At 60.6% G+C, this 19,400-nt stretch carries 15 protein-coding genes; 4 read left to right on the top strand and 11 right to left on the bottom strand.

The features are described 5' to 3' along the window. The first annotated feature begins 97 nt into the window (after positions 1-97). A complete protein-coding gene (locus G5171_RS17485; protein ID WP_005344394.1) occupies positions 98-322 on the top strand; it encodes a hypothetical protein in 225 nt (74 codons plus the stop codon). Here G5171_RS17485 and yciA read toward each other — a convergent pair whose 3' ends face one another. From yciA to G5171_RS17455, 6 genes are all read right to left on the bottom strand, one after another. Further along, positions 323-727 (bottom strand): acyl-CoA thioester hydrolase YciA, encoded by a 405-nt coding sequence (gene yciA, locus G5171_RS17480; protein ID WP_005337875.1) that lies wholly within the window; start codon positions 725-727, stop codon positions 323-325. 59 nt (positions 728-786) lie between these two features. Then, positions 787-1,635, bottom strand: a complete 849-nt coding sequence (locus G5171_RS17475; protein WP_421260500.1) for an NAD-dependent epimerase/dehydratase family protein — start codon at positions 1,633-1,635, stop codon at positions 787-789. Between the two features lie 244 nt (positions 1,636-1,879). Next, complete coding sequence (locus tag G5171_RS17470; protein ID WP_421244623.1) at positions 1,880-2,686, bottom strand: hypothetical protein; 807 nt, start codon at positions 2,684-2,686, stop codon at positions 1,880-1,882. A gap of 239 nt (positions 2,687-2,925) precedes the next feature. Then, complete coding sequence (nifJ, locus tag G5171_RS17465; RefSeq protein ID WP_421260499.1) at positions 2,926-6,501, bottom strand: pyruvate:ferredoxin (flavodoxin) oxidoreductase; 3,576 nt, start codon at positions 6,499-6,501, stop codon at positions 2,926-2,928. After that, positions 6,498-8,144, bottom strand: coding sequence for an NAD(P)-binding protein (locus G5171_RS17460; RefSeq protein ID WP_421251109.1), 1,647 nt, complete (start codon positions 8,142-8,144; stop codon positions 6,498-6,500). The genes nifJ and G5171_RS17460 overlap by 4 nt, the downstream gene beginning before the upstream one ends. Before the next feature lie 176 nt (positions 8,145-8,320). After that, positions 8,321-9,073, bottom strand: coding sequence for a substrate-binding periplasmic protein (locus G5171_RS17455; protein WP_120415265.1), 753 nt, complete (start codon positions 9,071-9,073; stop codon positions 8,321-8,323). A 77-nt stretch (positions 9,074-9,150) separates the two neighbouring features. On the opposite strand from G5171_RS17455, the gene G5171_RS17450 reads away from it, so the two are divergent. After that, a complete protein-coding gene (locus G5171_RS17450) occupies positions 9,151-11,001 on the top strand; it encodes an MOSC N-terminal beta barrel domain-containing protein (RefSeq protein ID WP_421251110.1) in 1,851 nt (616 codons plus the stop codon). 213 nt (positions 11,002-11,214) lie between these two features. Next, entirely contained in the window at positions 11,215-12,927 is a 1,713-nt protein-coding gene (locus G5171_RS17445) for a methyl-accepting chemotaxis protein (RefSeq protein ID WP_337073578.1), read from the top strand. A gap of 78 nt (positions 12,928-13,005) precedes the next feature. On the opposite strand, the gene htpX is transcribed toward G5171_RS17445, so the two are convergent. From htpX to bioB, 5 genes are all read right to left on the bottom strand, one after another. Continuing rightward, the gene (gene htpX, locus G5171_RS17440; RefSeq protein WP_041208392.1) at positions 13,006-13,878 is read right to left on the bottom strand and encodes a protease HtpX; all 873 of its coding nucleotides are present in this window, start codon (positions 13,876-13,878) and stop codon (positions 13,006-13,008) included. Positions 13,879-13,989: 111 nt separating this feature from the next. Next, positions 13,990-14,670 carry a dethiobiotin synthase gene (gene bioD, locus G5171_RS17435; protein ID WP_043851316.1) on the bottom strand — a complete coding sequence of 227 codons (681 nt, stop codon included), beginning with the start codon at positions 14,668-14,670 and terminating at the stop codon, positions 13,990-13,992. A 58-nt stretch (positions 14,671-14,728) separates the two neighbouring features. After that, positions 14,729-15,544: a malonyl-ACP O-methyltransferase BioC gene (gene bioC / locus G5171_RS17430; RefSeq protein ID WP_421260498.1), complete on the bottom strand. Its 816-nt coding sequence runs from the start codon at positions 15,542-15,544 to the stop codon at positions 14,729-14,731. Further along, on the bottom strand, positions 15,537-16,733 hold the full coding sequence (bioF, locus tag G5171_RS17425; RefSeq protein WP_421260497.1) for an 8-amino-7-oxononanoate synthase: 1,197 nt from the start codon (positions 16,731-16,733) through the stop codon (positions 15,537-15,539). Before bioF ends, bioC begins: the two co-directional genes overlap by 8 nt. Next, on the bottom strand, positions 16,730-17,818 hold the full coding sequence (gene bioB / locus G5171_RS17420; protein WP_421260496.1) for a biotin synthase BioB: 1,089 nt from the start codon (positions 17,816-17,818) through the stop codon (positions 16,730-16,732). Before bioB ends, bioF begins: the two co-directional genes overlap by 4 nt. 221 nt (positions 17,819-18,039) lie before the next feature. Here bioB and bioA point away from each other — a divergent pair, with 221 nt between their 5' ends. Further along, positions 18,040-19,314 carry an adenosylmethionine--8-amino-7-oxononanoate transaminase gene (gene bioA, locus G5171_RS17415; protein ID WP_421260495.1) on the top strand — a complete coding sequence of 425 codons (1,275 nt, stop codon included), beginning with the start codon at positions 18,040-18,042 and terminating at the stop codon, positions 19,312-19,314. The last annotated feature ends 86 nt before the right edge of the window (positions 19,315-19,400 follow it).

The raw sequence follows: 19,400 nt of genomic DNA, 5'->3' as shown, positions 1-19,400 counted from the left end.
CCGCCCGCCTTTGCTTTTTGTTGCGACCATCACAAACGTCATCCACGCCGACTAAGCTGATAGTCCCTGTTCCACCCAACCAGAAGGACGCTGTCTCATGGCGAAAGAACTTCGGTACAACGTGACGTTTTATGATCAACAAGGAAATTGTCATCAAGTGGAGCTGTCCACCGTCTATCAGATAAGACGGGATCCTCAATGCGATCTCTGCCTGTTCGACACCCTGCAATATGTGGGCTCGGAAGAGATGCTGGAACGCATGATACGGCAAAAAACCGGGCTTGAGCAGGAAATATCCATCATCAATGCCCGGCTGATTTAATCAGGCACTCACCGGAACCGGGCGGGATTTGCCCTGTTCGTCGATGGCGACATAGGTGAAGATCCCCTCGGTCACACAGTAACGCTGGGCATCGTTCTCCCGCAGTACCGGCTTGACCCACACCTCCAGCTTGAGCTTCATGGAGCTGCGGCCGATCTTCATGCAGCGGCCGTAGCAGCAGACCACATCACCCACCTTGACCGGACTGTGGAAGGTCATGCCTTCGACGGATACGGTACAAATACGTCCTTTTGCCAGCTCCTTGGCCATAATGCCCCCACCTATATCCATCTGGGACATGATCCAGCCACCAAAGATGTCGCCATTGGGGTTGGTATCGGCTGGCATTGCCAGGGTTCTCAGCAACAACTCCCCATCGGGGTGACGTTTTGTATCTACCATCATTACCGCCTCTCTCTCATGGATGGCGGCATGATAGGGGGCGATCACCCCCTTGGCAAACCTCAATTGCCCGAGGCGGCGAGCTCGGCAAACCAGTGAGCCGGATCGGGCCAGCGATAGTTGAATCCCATCTGCTGGCAAATCAGCTGACCGTCGATGGGCTGAAATTCACCGGCAGGCTCGATAAAGACCGGAACTGGCAGCCCCTGCTGACGCGCCGCAAAGGGGTAGAACTGCTCGCGGCGCGGATGCACCGGCGCGCTCAGGTTGAAAACATCCCCATCCTTGCCCCGCTCCAGCAGCAAGATGCAGGCTGCCACCACATCATCCAGATGAACCAGATTGACCGACTGGGCGCCGCCATCCAGGGTCTTACCTGCGAGGAAACGGCCGGGATGGCGATCCGGGCCATAAAGGCCGGAGGGGCGCACTATCATCACCGCCTCGAAACCGGCCGCCAGCACCGCCTGCTCCGCCGCCAGCATCCGCTCGCCACGGGCATGGCGGGGTTGGGGTTCTTCCCCCTCCTGCTGCCCTGCGCCCCACACCGAAGTGGCGCTGACAAACAGTACCCGCCGGGTGCCACTCGCCTTGGCCAATGCGCAGGCCTTGGCCACCGCCTGCGGGTAGTCATCGGTCTTGCTCGGCGGTACGCAGATAACCAGCGATTCGCAGGGGATGGGCCACGGCGCTTTTTGATCAGCGATGGGCATCTCGGCAGAGCCCATATTGGCAGAGATGGTCAGCGGATAGGCGTTGATCCCCTCCCCCTGCAAACGGGCCGCCTTCTCGGGGCTGCTGACCGTCACCGCCACCTGCTTGCCTGCCGCCAGCAGGGCCCGCGCCAGCGGCAGCCCGAGCCACCCCGCTCCCAGAATGCCGATCGTCCCGGTGATATGTTGCTCTGTCATCGTCCCTTCTCCTGCTTGACGCTATGTGCCCCGCAGCTTACCTGCCGTTACATAAAAAGAAAAACACAATAGGTACGAAATACTGACGGAATATATGGCACCTCTGAGAATGAAACTGCAATGTAAAAACACATAACGTAAAATAAAATAGAACCGACAAAACATACATTTACAGGCCAATCATTCCATCAAAGCCGCTTAACAATAAAAACTGCTAAGTTATCTAAGTGCAACCGTGATATTTTTATAATGACTTAAGCTTTTTCCTAACCACCTTCAATTCATTATTTGCAATTTCCAACCAAGACGGTGAAGATATTGCCGAATTTTGATAGATATAGTTTAAGTATTTTAAAACCTGCTCCGGCCCATTTAAAGCACTAATCTTGTATAGTTTTACGGCATAACTAACCCTATCTAACTCCATATTATTTATGGACAAGCTAGATTGCATATGCATTACAATATTTCTCTCATCTACAATATCGGCAACAGCATTTCTTAAAGTGCTATGAGTTTTAAGAGGCTGGACATTGAAGATCTGTGGAGCGAGTTGGAAAATTTTCGGCCTAATAGGTATTGATGGATCAGATGCAATTTTGTCAGCTGCAATAATTCTATCCGGCTTGCCAGGTCGCTCTAGTTTCAGTTGTGAAACCTTGCCATTTTCTGTTCCGTATAAAATAAATGACTTGTTAACCCATGATTCTATAGCTCCGATTGAAAATGTGATAGCTGCCATTGCTTGCTGACACATTGCGAAAAATAATTTCATATTTTCTCCCGAAGAGTCCACTTCAGGCAATTTGTCAAAATTTGACTTTTGTACTTTAATACCTTTCTTTAATATTTCTGCTTTTACAGCCGCATCAAGAGAATTGAAAAACATAAGAGCTTCGAACTCTGGAGGTGGAACTCGCATATTGTAGCCATTAAAGCAACCTTGAGAGGATAGAACCGTAATCTTACTTCCCCCTTCAGCCAACTGCCCATTGGGTAATATCACGTCATGTGCCAATGATATATTCTTATCTTCTAATAAATGTTCCATTTTTACCTTGCGTGATAATGTTAAGCTTTCCGGTTTTAAGTTAAAGAATTAATGTAATGGTCTGTTTTTTCCGCATATATCCTGCCCAGCTTCCTCTAACATATCAACACATCATTTTTGATTTCACCAACACAACGCCTGTAGTTGCTATCAGATAGTGAGGAGTGACATCCAATAGTCTCCCGAGACAATAAGCGGGCCAGTGGCCCGCTTCGTTTTATGCAGATTTAACCCAATCCTCACACCGGCGGATGGAAATGGCTAGCCTCGCGGGTGGCCATTTCCTCGTAGGTGGCCCACTTCTGCCACGCCACTTGTTGCGCCACCTGCATCAGCCGCTCGGCCTCCTCCGGATGGCTCTGGGCCAGCACCCGATAACGGGTCTCCTCCTGCCGATATTCAGCGAGGGGGATGGAGGGGCGCAGGCTGTCGAGGCTGAAAGGGTTCTGCCCCGATCTGCGCAATACCGGGTTGTAGCGCATCAACGGCCAGTGACCGGAGGCCACGGCCCGTTTTTGCTGGGTCAAGCCAAACTCCATATCGATACCGTGGGCGATGCAGTGGCTGTAGGCGATGATAAGCGACGGGCCCGGATAGGCCTCCGCCTCACGCAAGGCCTGCAGCGCCTGCTGCGGGTTGGCACCAAAGGCGATACGGGCAACATAGACATTGCCGTAGGAGATGGCCTGCAACGCCACATCCTTCTTGGCCAGCGTCTTGCCCCCCGCCGCGAACTTGGCGACGGCGCCGAGCGGGGTCGATTTCGACATCTGGCCGCCGGTGTTGGAGTAGACCTCGGTATCCATCACCAGCACGTTTACATCGCGGCCGGAGGCGAGCACATGATCGAGCCCCGATGAGCCGATGTCATAGGCCCAGCCATCGCCGCCGATAATCCAGACCGAGCGGCGCACCAGCTGATCAATAAGCGACAGCAGCTCGCGGGCCTTGCCGGATTTCACCTCCTCCAGCCGCTCGCGCACTTGCGCGACCCGGGTGCGCTGGGCACGGATCTCCGACTCCAGCCGCTGCGGGGCGCTAATCAGGGTATCGACCAGCTCTGCGCCCAGCTCCCCCTTCATCGCCTGCAAGGCCGCCACCGCCTGACCGTGATGCTGATCGGCGGTGAGACGAAAACCAAAGCCAAACTCGGCGTTGTCCTCAAACAGGGAGTTCGACCAGGCTGGCCCCTTCCCTTCGCCGTTCTTGGCCCAAGGGGTGGTCGGCAGGTTGCCGCCGTAGATGGAGGAGCAGCCAGTGGCGTTGGCCACCAGCATGCGATCGCCAAACAGCTGGGTCAGCAGCTTGAGATAGGGGGTCTCGCCACAGCCGGCGCAGGCACCGGAGAACTCGAACAGGGGTTCGAGGAACTGGGCACCGCGCACCGTGGAGAAATCCACCCGCTCGCGGGCAGGCCAGGGCAGGCTCTCGAACCAGCGCAGCGCCTGTTTCTGGCCAGCCAGATGGGGCGCCTTGTCCATCATGGTGATGGCACGCTCGCCCTCGTGTTCCTCATCGGCCCCGACCCGCACCGGACAGGCCTGCACACACTGACCGCAGCCGGTGCAATCTTCCGGATAGAGCTGCAATGTGTAGCGGCTATCGGGGAAGCCCTTGGCGGTGACGGGCACCGACTGGGCCGCCTCGGGGGCGGTCGCCAGCCAGTCCTGATGGTAGAACTTGGCCCGCAGCGCCGCGTGGGGGCAGACAAAGACGCAGTTGCCGCACTGGATGCAGATATCCGAATGCCAGATCGGGATCTCGCGGGCGATATCGCGCTTCTCGAAGCGACTGGTGGCGGTGGGGTAAGTGCCATCCACCGGCAACATGGAGACGGGGATCAGATCGCCGCGCCCCGCCAGCATCTCGCCAGTGACCCGCTGGACAAACTCGCTGCCGCCGGGAGCCAGCGGCAACGGATAGTCGCTGATCTGCTCCTCACCGGCCGGGATGGTCACCTGATGGAGGTGGGCCAGGGTGTCGTCCACCGCCGCGAAGTTGCGCTCGACCACTTCGGGCCCCTTGCGGGCATAGCTCTTCTCGATACTCTCCTTGATCAGCGCAATCGCTTCGTCCCGCGGCAAGATGCCAGCCAGCGCGAAGAAACAGGTCTGCATAATGGTGTTGATGCGATTGCCCATACCGTTGCGTTCGGCCACCCGATCGCCGTCGATGCAGTAGAGGCGGATATCGAGGGCGCGAATGCGGGCGCGCAGCCGCTCGGGCAGCTGGTCCCACACCTTGTCCACCTCATAGGGGGCATTGAGCAGCAGGGTTGCCCCTTCGGCGGCGTGCTCCAGCAAGTCCACCGATTCGACAAAGCCCCACTGGTGGCAGCCGATAAAACTCGCCTGCTCGATAAGCCAGGGAGCCTCGATGGGCTCGGGGCCAAAGCGCAGGTGGGAGACGGTGCGCGAGCCCGACTTCTTGGAGTCGTAGACGAAGTAGCCTTGGGCGTGGAACCCCTCCAGCTCGCCGATGATCTTGATGCTGTTCTTGTTGGCGCCCACCGTGCCGTCGGCGCCGAGGCCGAAGAAGAGCGCCCGCACCCGGCTGGCGGGCTCCAGATCGCCGATGGGGTGCCAGGCCAGACTGAGGCCAGACACATCATCGACTATCCCCACGGTAAAGCGGGGGCGCGGCGCATCGGATGCCAGCTCCTCGAATACCGCCGCGCACATGGCGGGGGTGAACTCTTTGGAAGAGAGACCGTAGCGACCGCCACTGAGCCAGGGCAGCCGCTTGATAAGGCCGCGCTGCAAACCGTCGATGAGCGCGCTCTGCACATCCAGCAGCAGCGGCTCGCCACCGGCGCCCGGCTCCTTGGTGCGATCCAGCACCGCCATGCGCCGCACGCTCTGCGGTAGCGCATCGAGCAGCGCCTGTACCGGGAAGGGGCGATAGAGGCGAATGACCAGTACCCCGGTCTTGCGATCCTGCCGGTTGAGCCAATCCACGGTGGTGCGGGCGGTGGCCGCCCCCGAGCCCATCAGCACGATGACATCGGTGGCATCGGGCGCGCCGTGGTACTCCACCAGCCGATAGTGGCGGCCGGTCAGCTCGCCGAGATTGTCCATGCACTGCTGCACCCGCGCCGGTACCGCTTCGTAGAAGGGGTTGACGCTCTCGCGGGACTGGAAGTAGGTATCCGGGTTCTGGGCGGTGCCGCGCATCACCGGATGATCCGGATTGAGCGCCCGCGCACGGTGGGCGCGTACCCAGTCGTTGTCGATAAGGGCGCGAATTTCATCCCGATGCAGGGCGGTGATCTTGTTCACCTCGTGGGAGGTACGGAACCCGTCGAAGAAGTGGATAAAGGGCACCCGGCACTGCAGGGTGACGCTATGGGCAACCAAGGCCAGGTCCTGCGCCTCCTGCACCGAGCCGGAGGCAAGCATGGCAAAACCGGTGCTGCGCGCCGCCATCACATCCTGATGGTCGCCAAAAATCGACAGCCCCTGCGCCGCCAGCGAGCGGGCCGCCACATGGAACACCGCCGAGGTCAATTCACCGGCGATCTTGTACATGTTGGGCAGCATCAGCATCAGCCCCTGACTGGCGGTGAAGGTGGTGGCGAGCGCCCCCGCCTGCAGGGCACCGTGTACCGTACCGGCAGCCCCCCCCTCACTCTGCATCTCCACTACGGTGGGGATGTTGCCCCACAGGTTGGTTTGTCCCTCCGCAGCCCAGGCATCGGCCAGTTCGGCCATGGTCGAGCTCGGGGTAATGGGGTAGATGGCACACACTTCACTCAGCTGGTAGGCCACCCGGGCCGCGGCTTCGTTGCCGTCGACCATGATCAGTTCATGTTTCATTGGGACTCCTCCGGTTGGCGCAGCTCGATGGCGTGACAAGGGCATTGGTCATGGCAGGCACCGCAGCCGGTGCAGCGCTCGGCATCCACCTGATAACCTTTGCCCGGCCCCAGCTTGGCGATGGCCTGCTCGGGGCAGCTGCCATAGCAGCCGTCGCACTCGAAGCAGTTGCCGCAGGAGTAGCAGCGCGCCGCCTCGTAGCGGGCGGCCACCTCATCCAGCCCGCCGATGATCTCGCCAAAGTCATCTCGCGCCCACGCCGGTTTGACCGGCTGGCTGCTGGCCGGGGCGTGGGTCTGGAACCAGAGCTGCAACTGCTCCGGCCCCACCAGCGGGTAGGAGAGCGGCTTGTGGTAGTGGCGACCGCGCAGCCAGGCATCCATATGGCGCGCTGCCTTCTTGCCATGGCCGGTGGCGATGGTGACGGTGCGCTCGGAGGGCACCATGTCGCCGCCCGCAAACAGACCCGGCACATCCGTCATCAGGTTGCCTGCCACCTGAACTACCCCCTCCTTGTTGACCCGCACGCCAGGAATGCTCTCCAGCACCGAGAGATCGACCTCCTGACCGAGCGCCAGAATAAGGGAGTCCGCTTCAAGGGTTTCAAACTTGCCGGTGGGTACCGGTTTGCCCTCGGCATCCAGCGCCATCACCTCCACCTCGATATTGGTGTTGTCGAGCTGGCGGATGCTACGCAGCCAGTTGATCTTGATCCCCTCCTCCTCGGCCTCGTCGGCTTCAAAGGCGTGGGCAGGCATATGGTCCCGATCGCGGCGGTAGATGATCATCGCCTCTTCCACACCGAGGCGACGGGCGGTACGGGCCGCATCCATGGCGGTGTTGCCCCCCCCATAAATCGCTACCCGCCGTCCCAGTTTGGGTGGCGGCAAGCCCTGCTCTTCGGCCAGACTGGCCTGTTCGAGGAAACTCACCGCATCGAGGATCTTGCCCGCTTCCCGAGCCGGAATATCGACCCGCTTGGCCAGATGGGCGCCGATGGCCATAAAGACGGCATCAAAGCCCCCCTCATCGCGCTCGCGCAGCACATCCTCCACCTTGTGGTTGAGGGTCAGGGTCACCCCGGCCGCCACGATGCGGGCCACCTCCCGATCCAGCACGTCGCGAGGCAGACGGTAAGCGGGAATACCGAAGCGCAGCATGCCGCCGGCAAGCGGCCCCGCTTCGCGGATCTCCACCTGATGGCCGAGCCGGTTGAGGTGCCAGGCGCAGGAGAGGCCGGAGGGGCCGGCGCCGATCACCAGCACCTTCTTGCCGCTGGCAGGGGCAGGTGGCGCAGGCTGCCAACCCCGGGCCAGCGCCTCGTCGCCGAGGAAGCGCTCGATGGCATGGATAGAGACGGATTCATCCACCTGACCGCGGTTGCAGGCGCTCTCGCAGGGGTGATAGCAGACCCGGCCATGAATGGCGGGCAAAGGGTTCTCTTCGATCAGGGTCTGCCAGGCCGCCTCAAAACGACCGGCCTGCGCCAAAGAGAGCCAGACCTGGATATTTTCTCCGGCCGGGCAGGCGTGATTGCAGGGTGGCAGGGCCGGCCGCCAGACGGGTAGCCGGGTACGCACCGGGCCTGTTCCCGTTTTCAGGGAGAGATCCGGCAATGGGGTCATGTCCAGTTGTTTGCTCATACATTGCTTTCTTCTTTTTGTGTGACAGGCCCCACCCGATGGCGCTTGATACCGTGTAGCCGAAGCGGACGGTGGCCGGATGGGGAAGAAGCGAAAGCGTTAGAAACTGGGAACTGAGTCGATAATGGCCGCTTTTTTGTACTGATTAGCGAATCAGGATCAAAAAATGTTGCACTTTATGGTTCATAAAGACCAGAACGTGACTCAAGTAACATCTTCTCCAGCTGACCGCTGGCTTTCAGTTTGGCGAGCCCCCGATTGAAGGTTTTGATCAGTTCGTCAGCGTTGGCGCGCTTGCGACTGATCAACAGGTGGCCTTCAACTTTCATCACTGGTTTTGAATGGGTTGCAAAGAGATCGACCGTGCTGGCCGGGTAGAACTGACGCAGGGAGTAGTAGCCGACATCTATGTTCTCCAGGGTCAGGTCGGCGCGGCCGGAGAGCAGCAGATCAAAGCTCTGGCGCAGCCGGGTGACGAACTGCACCTGCAGCGGCACCTGCGCGATGGCTGCAAAAAAATCTGCATTGTAGGTATAGCCACTGACCGCAGCCAACTTGCGATCCGCCAGATCCTGATAGCTGCGCCATTCCAGCGGATCGGACTTGAGATAGAACCAGACGTAGGTTTCGCTCAGGATGGGATCGCTGTAGAGATGGGTTTTGCGCCGCTCGCTCGACTCATACCAGTGGACTGTGCCATCCACCACTCCCTCCTCCGACAAGCGAAAGGCCCGCTTCCAGGGCAGAAACTGGAACTTGACGCTCACCCCTTCACTCTTGAACGCCTCGCTCACCACATGAGGGATAAGTCCCTGATATTTGAGCGTCTCGGAGCAGTAAGGGGGATACTCTCCCGTGGTCAGGGTCAGCTCCTGCGCCCAGAGCCCGTGACAAAAAAGGCTCCCCGCCAGCAACCAGCTTATTTTCATCCCGATGCCCTCTTGTTCTGTTTTCCCAACTATAGACCGCCCCCTTGAAAGGATTGCCGGATCGTCGTGGAACCGTTATGTTCCCCTTTTTCCAGGCGATCGCGCCGCGTCACAAGGATATGAAGATGCCCAGGCTAGACAGCATTCACCTCTACCCCATCAAATCGACTGCAGGTATGCCGCTGGCTCGCGCCCGGGTGACCGAAGAGGGACTGGCAGGGGATCGCCGCTACATGGTGGTCAAACCGGACGGCACCTTTATCACCGCCCGAACCCATCCCCAGCTGCAACAGGTCGTGGCCACCCCCATCGAAGGAGGCTTGCAACTCCGCTATCCGGGCTTTGAACCCCTCACCCTGCAAGAGGTCGACTTCAGCCGCGCCCCGCAAGCTACCGGAGTCTGGAGCGACCGCTTTATCGCCCTGCACACCGACCCCAAAGCCGATGGATGGCTGAGCCGGGTGGCAGGGGAGACGGTGCAGCTGCTCTGGCTGGGTGAAACCTCTGATCGCTTTCGTGAAAAGACCGGCACCCGGGTCAGCTTTGCCGACGGTTATCCGCTACTGCTGATAAGCCAGGCTTCCCTTGAAGATCTCAATCTGCGCTCCGATGCGCTGCACCAGATGAGCCAGTTCCGCACCAATCTGGTAGCAAGCAATACCCAGCCCTTCGAGGAGGACAGCTGGGTGCGTATCCGCATCGGCGAGGTGGAATTCAAGGTGGTCAAGCCCTGCAGCCGCTGCATCATGACCACGGTGGAAGCGGGCACCGAGCGTTTCAACGCCCTGAAAGAGCCGCTGGCCACCCTTACCCGCTACCGCCGTGGCGAGGATGGCGAGGTCTACTTCGGCCAGAATCTGGTGGCGCTGAACGAGGGCTGGATTGAGGCAGGCAGCGAGATAGAAGTGCTGGAGCGCACCCGTCCGGTGGTCTATCCCGCCGCCGCTCCGAAGAAGCGGGAGCTGGTCTGCGTGGCCCGCGAACCGCTGGCGCGGGATCTGGAGACCTTCTGGTTCGAAGCCGCCGATGGCGAGCCCCTGCCCGACTACCTGCCGGGCCAGCATCTGCCCATCAGCCTCGATATCAAAAACGAGCGGATCCAGCGGCGCTATACCCTGAGCTCCACACCGGATCACCCGGAGCGTTACGGCATCAGCGTCAAAAAGGTGGAGGGTGGCCGCATCTCCCACTGGCTGCACCAGCAGTTGCAGGTGGGCGACCGGCTGCTGGCCGCCAACCCCGCTGGCGAGTTTCACTTAGGGTCCGAGCACAACCTCCTGTTGCTCTCCGCAGGCTCCGGCGTCACCCCCATGCTGGCGATAGCCCGCACCCTGGCGCTACGCGGGGAGCTGGAAGAGGTTCACTTTATGCATCTGTGCCGTAGCGAAGCGGACATTCCCGCCGCCAGCGAACTGCATGCCATGGCGCAGCAGGGGATGACCCTCACCCTGATCCTGAGCCAGCCGGACAATCACTGGCAGGGGCTGCAAGGGCGGCTCAATGATGAGCATCTGCGACTGGTCAAAGAGCTGGCCGAAAAAGAGGTCTTTATCTGCGGCCCCCACGGTTTTATGGCCGATGCGGCGGCGAAAGTGGCAGCCCTCGGCGTTCCGGCCGCACGCATCAAACAGGAGAGCTTTGGCGGCGCCATTCTATCGGTGGCCCGCCCCCATCAGGCGGTGCAACTGCGTATCGGCGCCCAAGCCTTTACCGGCAACAATCAGAGCACTGTGCTGGATCAGGCCAACAAGCAAGGTGTAGAGCTGCCATGGAGCTGCCGCGCCGGCATCTGCGGCAGTTGCAAACAGACGCTGATCTCGGGCGAGGTGGATCACCCCGACGCCCCCGCCATCACCGCCGCCGAGCGGGCCGAGGGAAAAATCCTCACCTGCTGCGCAGTGCCGCTGACCGACCTCGTCATCGAATAAGGTGATCGAGCTACGAAAAGGCTGGCCAGACCCCGTCCCTAGCTGGCCTTTTCGCCCATGTCGACAAGCTGATCGTCCTTTCTCGCGTACTCACCGCAATCATATCGGCTACCGCTCTATACTCACAGTAATAACAATAAAACCCCCAGCGATGTAGCGGCGCTGTCCGTCTGCCCAAGGGATCATACTGGTGAGAATAAGGACGCTCAAACCATGGAACAGAATAAACCCGCCTTTCAGCTCAATCTCTTGCTCTCCGTCATTACACTGATCCTGCTGTCATTGGTTTTCTTTGCTTACAGCTGGTCGGAAAAAAAGGTGGAGCAGAGTTATCAACAGCGCTATCAATCCTATCTGCTAGCCGATGAACTGCGCCAATCCTCCGATGATCTGACACGACTCGGCCGCACCTACGTTATCACCAAAGACCCCGCCTACGAGCAGCAATACATGCGGATCCTGGCCATTCGCAACGGCGAGCAACCGAGGCCGGATGGCTACAACCGTATCTACTGGGATTTTGTCGCGGCCAACGGTCAGAATCCCCGCCCCGACAGCTCAATACGGCGTAGTCTTATCGACCTGATGAAAGAGACCGGTTTTACTGAAGGGGAGCTGGCCAAGCTCAACGAGGCCAAGAACAACTCGGATGCCCTGGTCAACACCGAGGTAGCCGCCTTCAAGCTGGTGCAACAGACGGACGGCGATCTGGCCGCCAACCAGCAAAAAGCCATCACCATGATGCATGACAAGGCCTATCACCAGAACAAGGGACGCATCATGTCCCCCATCGACGACTTCTACGTCATGATGGAAAACCGCACCCAGCAGGCGGTGGACGATGCTGCCAGCCAGTCCGCCATGCTGCGCTACCTGTTCATCGCGCTGGGTCTGGTGTTGATGTTCTTCCTCTGGCGCACCTACAAGGCGCTGCTCGACCTGGTCGGCACCTCGGTCGACCAGCTCAGAAGCGATCTCAACCACCTGGCCGAGGGGGACTTCTCCCAGCCCATCAAGGTGCCGGCCGGTGCCAAGGAGAGCCTGATCGGCCAGCTCGCCACCATGCAGACCACCCTCAAGGGGATCATCACCCAGGTATCGCGCTCAAGTGAAGAGCTATCAGAGTCGGCTGACAGCATCGCCCAGATAGCCGAGCAGACAGCCCAGTTTGCTACCTCCCAGCAGAGCAGCACCCAGACCATGGCCGCCGCCATCGAAGAGTTGGTGGTGAGCATCAGCCATCTCTCTGACAACGCCAGCCATGCAGACGAACTCAGCAAGGTCTCTGCCGACACTCTGGAAGAGGGATCGGGGGTCATCAAGGAAACCCTCGGCAGCATCGAGAATATCTCGACTACAGTCGGCGAAGCGGCCAGCACCATTGCTGAACTAAACAGTCATACCCAGCAGATTTCCGAAATCATCGGAGTGATCCGTGGCATTGCCGATCAGACCAATTTGCTGGCCCTCAATGCGGCCATCGAGGCGGCGCGGGCCGGTGAACAGGGGCGCGGCTTTGCAGTGGTCGCCGACGAAGTACGTAACCTAGCCAGCCGCTCGGCCGCCTCGACCCAGCAGATCACCGGGATGATCAGCAAGATCCAGAGCGGGGCGGATGCCTCTATCCGCAGCATGGAGAACACGGTCAACAACGTCTCCCGCGGGGTCACGCTGGCCAATCAGACCGGGCAGGCCATCGCCAGCATTCAGAATCACGCCGCCAACCTCACCGGTCTGATGGGAGAGATCAGCCACACCCTGCGCGAGCAATCCACGGCCGCCAACGAGGTGGTCTCTACCGTCGGCAACATCACCTCCCTCTCCGAACAATCGGGGGATGCCGCTCGCCATGTGTCCCAAGAGGCGGCCAAGCTCAAGCAACTGTCACGGGTGTTGCGTCAGGAGATGGGACACTTCAAGCTTTAAAGAACGCTGAAAAGCAAAACGGCTGCCCGAAGGCAGCCGTTTTATTATTCGGGGTTATCCCCTGTCATCCAGCATCTATCAACCACGCAGGGCGGCGATGCGCTGCTCGATGGGCGGGTGGCTCATGAACAGCTCGCTCATGGAGCGCTTGCCGTTGATGCCAAAGGCCATCATGGAGCCTTCCAGCTGCGGCTCGGCACCGCGGGAGAGGCGCTCAAGGGCGGCGATCATCTTGTCGCGACCGGCCAGCTTGGCGGCACCGGCATCGGCGCGGAACTCACGCTGACGGCTGAACCACATGACGATGATGGAGGCGAGCACGCCAAACACCATCTCCAGCACGAACACGGTAATCATGTAGGCAAAGCCGCCGGTGCTGCTGCTCTCTTCATCGTTGTTGGAGCTGAAGAAGTTGCTGATAACGCCAGCCACGATGCGGGCGAAGAACATCACGAAGGTGTTCACCACCCCCTGGATCAGGGTCAGGGTCACCATGTCGCCGTTGGCCACGTGGCTCACCTCGTGAGCCAGCACCGCTTCGGCCTCGTCGCGGCTCATGCTGTAGAGCAGGCCGGAGGAGACGGCCACCAGCGAGTCATCGCGGCGGGCACCGGTAGCAAAGGCGTTCATCTCGGGAGAGTCGTAGATCCCCACTTCCGGCATCTGGATCCCGGCTTCACGGGCCTGACGGGCAACAGTGCTCACCAGCCAGTGCTCGGTCTCGTTGCGGGGCTGCTCGATCACCTGGACGCCATAGCTGCGCTTGGCCATCCACTTGGACATCAGCAAGGAGATAAAGGAACCGCCAAAACCGAACACGGCACAGAAGACCAACAGGCCGGAAATACTGGACTTGTTGATACCCAGAACCGAGAACAGGATATTGAGTACCACCCCCAGCACCAGCATGACGGCCAGGTTGGTCACCAGGAATAGTATTATTCGCTTCATATTGACTCCTTGTGAGAATAACGGACATGGCCGGGGTTCATTGAACCGCCCTATCACCATGTTATGGATGGCATTTTAGGGAGATTCGATGAATGTTCGCTGAATATGCCGTCACAGCAGTGGCGAGATATCGAGGCGGCCCTGCAGGTTAGCTTCAAACGGATTGTTTATAAAGGGAATTTCCCCCAGAAACGGCGCTGGCAACAAGCCCCTGAGGGTGTCCAGATTTTCCTGATAGTGGCTCATCGAGCTGTGCAGCCGATTAATAACCCAGCCTGCGACCGGCAGCTGATCGTTACGGATGGCGGCAAAGGTAAGCAGGGCATGGTTGAGGCAGCCAAGCTTGGCCCCCACCACCAGAATCACCGGCATGTTCTCCTGCTTCACCCAGTCTGACAGCAGGTGCTTGCGATCCAGCGGCAGATACCAGCCCCCCGCCCCCTCGACGATGGCAAGCTCGGCCCCCGCCTGTTCAATTTTTCGCAGCCCCTCGCTCAGCCCCTGCAGGCTGATGGGCTGGCGCGCCTCGCTGGCCGCGATGTGCGGCGCAATCGGCGGCTCATAGGCATAGGGGTTGACCGTCTCGTAAGGCAACGGCAGGCTCGCCGCCTCCTGCAACAGGACGGCATCGAGGTTGCGCAGCCCCTCGGGAGTGCGGGCACATCCGGCCGAGACCGGCTTGTAACCCGCGCACTTGATTCCCTGTGCGCTGAATTCCCGCAGCAGGGTGCGCGCTACCAGCGTCTTGCCTGCGTCCGTGTCGGTGCCGGTGATAAAGAATGACTTCATAATGCTCTCTCCTTGGCAGGAGAGGGCCCAACGCGCCCCTCCCCCTCATACTCTGGCTGGTTCAGCAAGGTTTGCCGAGCCGGCCCAGACAGACCCGGTAACTGGCCACCAGCTGGCCATCGGGCTGACGAAATGCTTCATACGCCTGAGCCAGCCGCTGCAATCTGGCGCGACCGCTCAGCCCGGCCGGTGCACTGCGGGCACACTCATCATTGATCTGATTTGCCCCGATCCCCTTGAGATCGCGCAACAACTGCGGCAATTCAAGATAGGCAAGATCCCAGTTTCTGCACTCAAGCCCCGGGGCAATGGCGCCCGCCGATAACAGCGCCTGCTCCAATTGTGGCAGGCCAAGGAAGCGGTTGACATGGGCTCGGCCATCTACTTGCTGCCAGGCTGCGCGCAGTTGCCAGAGCGATTCATCGAGCAGGGTAGAGAAGAAGATCTGGCCGCCGGGTTTGACCACCCGCAGCAGCTCGGCGAAAGCCTGCGCCGGTCGCTCGCACCACTGCAGCGCGAGGCTGGAAAACACCCAGTCAAAGGCGTTGTCGGCAAAGGGGAGCTGCTCGGCATCGCCGCACACCAGCTGGGCCCCGCTACCGCGCAGAGCCGCCTGCTCCAGCATGCCGGGGGCAAGATCCAGCCCGGTCAGCCCGGCGCAGCGGGTGGCAAGATGAGGCAGGAAGAAGCCGGTGCCGCAGCCCAAATCGAGCCCGCAGCCCCGGCGCTCCTCACGTACACCAGCCGTGCTCATCAGCTCGAGCAGCGCCAGCCCCACCTCCTGCTGAAAGCGGGCATGGGCGTCGTAGTGACGAGCCGCCGCCCCGAAACGACGGGCGAGCTGCGCCTTGTCCACCGTTTGAAAACGCTCAGCCATGGCAAGCCTCCCCAACCGTTGTTGCAGCAGGGCTGGCACCCAAGGCATCAAGCAGGCGATCCACATCCTGCTCGCGGTGGGCTGCACTCAGCGTAATGCGCAGCCGCGCCGTACCGACCGGCACCGTGGGCGGACGGATGGCGCCAGCCCAGACGCCGCGCTCCCGCAGTCGCTCGGCCAGTTGCAAAGCAGCAGAGCTCTCCCCCACCAACAGCGGCTGGATGGGGGTATTGCTGGCCCCGAGTTGCCAACCCAACGCCTCTGCCCCTTGTCGGAAACGGGCAATGAGCTGACCAAGATGGGCGCGAGCCTCATCGGCGGCACGTACCAGCTCGATGCTCTTGCTGACCACGCAAGCCTGCGCTGCCGGCATATGGGTGCTGTAGACATAGTGGCGGGCGAAGTTGACCAGATACTCCACCAGCTCGCGGCTGCCGCCCACAAAAGCACCGGCGACGCCAAGCGCCTTGCCAAAGGTGCCCATCTGGATGTGTACGCTGGCCGGGTTCACCCCCTGCGCCGCCAGAGTGCCGCGCCCCTCGGGGCCCAGTACGCCGAGACCGTGGGCATCGTCGATCATCAGCCAGTTGCCGCTCCGGGCTGCCAATGCCGCGAGTTCACCCCAGGGGGCCTGATCCCCATCCATGCTGAACACCCCTTCCGAAACAATCAGTCCGCGATTTGGCTCAAGCTGCCGTTCAAGGGCAGCCATATCGTTGTGGGCAAAACGCTTCATCTTGCAGGGGAGCTGGCTGCCCATCTCCTGCAGGGAGGCGTGGTTGAATTTGTCCTGCCACAGCAGGTGTTCCTTGCCAAGCAGCGCTTTGAGCACCGCCTGATTGGCCGAAAAACCGCAGTTGAAGAGCAGCACCGCCTCCACTCCGAGCCACTCGGCCAGGGTCTCCTCAAGCTCCTGGTGGGCACGGCTGTAACCGGTCACCAGCGGCGAAGCGCCGGAGCCCGCACCATAGCGCTCAATCCCCGCTTTGAAGGCTGCCTTGATGGCGGGGTGATCCGCAAGCCCCAGATAGTCGTTGGCGGAAACGTTGAGGTAGTCGCGCCCCGCCACCCTGAGCCGCCCGCCACTCGCCCCGTCGGTCGCGATGCGGTTGCGCAGCAGACCCGCCTGTTCGCGCTCGGCCAGCGAGGAACCCAACGCAAAAGGGCCCGTTACTGCAGGGCCGTTCATGACTGCGCGGCCCCGGCTCGTGGGCGGGTAGCGTCATAAAACATCTCGGCGGGTTCGTTCTGGCGGCTCACCTCGGCCAGCAGCTCCTCTTCTTGTACCTGATCCGGCTTCTGGGCCCGCTGGGCGGGACGAATGCCGAGCCGCTTGAACAGCTGCATATCGCTGTTTTCGTCCGGGTTGGGGGTGGTCAGCAGTTTGCAGCCATAGAAGATGGAGTTGGCGCCCGCCATAAAGCACATCGCCTGCATCTGCTCGTTCATCTTCTCCCGCCCGGCGGAGAGGCGCACATGGGAGGCCGGCATCATGATCCGCGCCACGGCGATGGTACGAATAAATTCGAACGGATCGAGGTTCTCCTGATCCTCCAGCGGCGTCCCCTTTACCTTGACCAGCATGTTGATGGGCACACTTTCGGGGTGGCGCGGCAGGTTGGCCAGCGCCATCAACAGGCCCGCCCGATCTTTCGCCTGCTCGCCCATGCCGACGATGCCGCCGGAGCAGACCTTCATGCCGGCACCGCGCACATGTTCCAGCGTATCGAGCCGGTCCTGATAGGTACGGGTGGAGATGATCTCGCCGTAAAACTCCGGCGAGGTATCGAGGTTGTGGTTGTAGTAATCAAGCCCCGCGGCCCCCAGACGCGCCGCCTGATCGGCGGTGAGCATCCCCAGCGTCATGCAGGTCTCCATCCCCAGCCCGCGCACCTCCTCGATCATCCGGATGATGTAGGGCATGTCCTTCTCTTTGGGATTGCGCCAGGCGGCCCCCATGCAGAACCGGGACGAGCCGTTGGCCTTGGCTTCGCGGGCCCGCTCCAGCACCTTCTCCACCTCCATCAGCCGTTCGGCCTCAAGGCCGGTGTGATAACGGGCGCTCTGGGGACAGTATTTGCAATCTTCCGGGCAGGCACCGGTCTTGATGGAGAGCAAGGTGCTCACCTGCACTTCGTTCGGGTCGAAATGAGCACGGTGGACACTCTGGGCCTGAAACAGAAGATCGTTGAACGGCAGGGCAAACAGGGCCTGAACCTCGGCGAGGGTCCAGTCATGACGAAGGGTGTGACCACCCGTGGTGAGAGCATTCATACATGGCTTCCGGTTGTTATTGGTGGGATCCTGCGCCCGCGCTCATTGCAAAAGGTCTTTGCAAGAGGTCCTTGCAAGAGCGTGAGCGCAAAACCCGCGGCCGGGCTCGTGCGAATAGTGATCTGCGCAGAGCCAAGTGGCTGAAATTGTTGGCTAGTGTAGAGAGCCCGCGTAGACTGTCAACACCGACCAGATCAAGCAAATTGACAACAGAACAACAAATGACCAACCAAGAATTCGACCTGCACCATGTGTGGCACCCCTACACCTCTCTCACTCACCCCCTGCCCTGCTATGAAGTGGCCAGCGCCAAGGGGGTGAAGATCACCCTCAGCGATGGCCGTGAACTGGTGGATGGCATGAGCTCATGGTGGGCTTGCGTGCACGGCTATCAGGTGTCGGAACTGGACGCCGCCGCCACCGCCCAGCTCGGCAAGATGTCCCACGTGATGTTTGGCGGCCTCACCCACGCCCCAGCGGTCGAGCTCTGCCGCAAGCTGGTGGAGCTGACTCCGAAGGGGCTGGATCGGGTCTTTCTGGCGGATTCCGGCTCGGTAGCGGTGGAAGTGGCGCTCAAGATGGCGCAGCAGTACTGGCACGCCAAAGGGACGCCCAGAGCCAAATTTGTCGCCCTGCGCAGCGGTTATCACGGCGACACCTTCGGCGCCATGAGCGTCTGCGACCCCGATGGCGGCATGCACGAGCTCTACAAGGGATTCCTGCCCGAGCACCATTTTGTCGAAGCGCCGAGCTGTCGCTTCCACGCCGAGTGGGACGAGCAGTGCGTGGTGGAGCTGGCGACGCTCATGGCGGATCATCACGAGGAGATCGCCGCCATCGTGCTCGAACCCATCGTGCAAGGGGCTGGCGGCATGCGCTTCTATCACCCCCGCTACCTGCAGTGGGTGCGCGCCCTGTGCGACGAGTTCGGCGTACTGCTCATCGCCGACGAAATCGCCACCGGCTTTGGCCGCACCGGCCAGCTGTTTGCCTGCGACTTGGCTGGCATCACTCCCGACATCATGTGTCTGGGTAAGGCGCTCACCGGCGGCTACCTCACCCTCTCGGCGACCCTGACCACCGAGCATGTCGCCCGCACCATCTGTGACGGCAAGGCGGGGGTCTTTATGCACGGCCCCACCTTTATGGGCAATCCCCTCGCCTGCGCGGTGGCCAACGCCTCCATCGAGTTGCTGCTGGCCTCACCGTGGCAGGAGCGGGTGCGCGCCATCGAGTATCAGCTGCGTACCGAACTGGTAGAGCTGACCCTGCACCCGGCGGTCGCTGATGTGCGGGTGCTCGGCGCCATCGGGGTGGTGGAGATGAAAGAGCGGGTGGATGTGGCGCGCATCCAGCGCAAGTTTGTCGAACTGGGCGCCTGGATCCGCCCCTTTGGCAAGCTGGTCTACCTGATGCCCCCGTTTGTCATCACCCCTGAAGAGCTGCGGGTATTGACCGGCGCCATCCGTCAGGCCATCACCGAAGGCGAGTTTTAATGCATGCAGCGGGCGGCCATCGCTGCCGCCCGTTTGACTACCGGCATTTGATATATAAAGAGGGCGACTTTATCCACTTCAGCGCG

The sequence above is a fragment of the Aeromonas sp. 600774 genome (genome assembly GCF_049175075.1).
Lineage (GTDB): Bacteria > Pseudomonadota > Gammaproteobacteria > Enterobacterales > Aeromonadaceae > Aeromonas > Aeromonas veronii_A.
Note: the sequence above shows the minus strand (reverse complement) of the source record. Positions and strands in the feature narration are given on the sequence as shown.

Excerpts from the sequence above, each read along its gene's own strand:
- G5171_RS17445 (WP_337073578.1), top strand. The coding sequence starts at position 11,215 with ATGGAACAGAATAAACCCGCCTTTCAGCTCAATCTCTTGCTCTCCGTC.
- G5171_RS17450 (WP_421251110.1), top strand. The coding sequence starts at position 9,151 with ATGTTCCCCTTTTTCCAGGCGATCGCGCCGCGTCACAAGGATATGAAG.
- bioC (WP_421260498.1), bottom strand. The coding sequence starts at position 15,544 with ATGGCTGAGCGTTTTCAAACGGTGGACAAGGCGCAGCTCGCCCGTCGT.
- G5171_RS17455 (WP_120415265.1), bottom strand. The coding sequence starts at position 9,073 with ATGAAAATAAGCTGGTTGCTGGCGGGGAGCCTTTTTTGTCACGGGCTC.
- bioA (WP_421260495.1), top strand. The coding sequence starts at position 18,040 with ATGACCAACCAAGAATTCGACCTGCACCATGTGTGGCACCCCTACACC.
- G5171_RS17460 (WP_421251109.1), bottom strand. The coding sequence starts at position 8,144 with ATGAGCAAACAACTGGACATGACCCCATTGCCGGATCTCTCCCTGAAA.
- bioB (WP_421260496.1), bottom strand. The coding sequence starts at position 17,818 with ATGAATGCTCTCACCACGGGTGGTCACACCCTTCGTCATGACTGGACC.
- G5171_RS17475 (WP_421260500.1), bottom strand. The coding sequence starts at position 1,635 with ATGACAGAGCAACATATCACCGGGACGATCGGCATTCTGGGAGCGGGG.
- yciA (WP_005337875.1), bottom strand. The coding sequence starts at position 727 with ATGATGGTAGATACAAAACGTCACCCCGATGGGGAGTTGTTGCTGAGA.
- bioF (WP_421260497.1), bottom strand. The coding sequence starts at position 16,733 with ATGAACGGCCCTGCAGTAACGGGCCCTTTTGCGTTGGGTTCCTCGCTG.
- G5171_RS17485 (WP_005344394.1), top strand. The coding sequence starts at position 98 with ATGGCGAAAGAACTTCGGTACAACGTGACGTTTTATGATCAACAAGGA.
- htpX (WP_041208392.1), bottom strand. The coding sequence starts at position 13,878 with ATGAAGCGAATAATACTATTCCTGGTGACCAACCTGGCCGTCATGCTG.
- G5171_RS17470 (WP_421244623.1), bottom strand. The coding sequence starts at position 2,686 with ATGGAACATTTATTAGAAGATAAGAATATATCATTGGCACATGACGTG.
- nifJ (WP_421260499.1), bottom strand. The coding sequence starts at position 6,501 with ATGAAACATGAACTGATCATGGTCGACGGCAACGAAGCCGCGGCCCGG.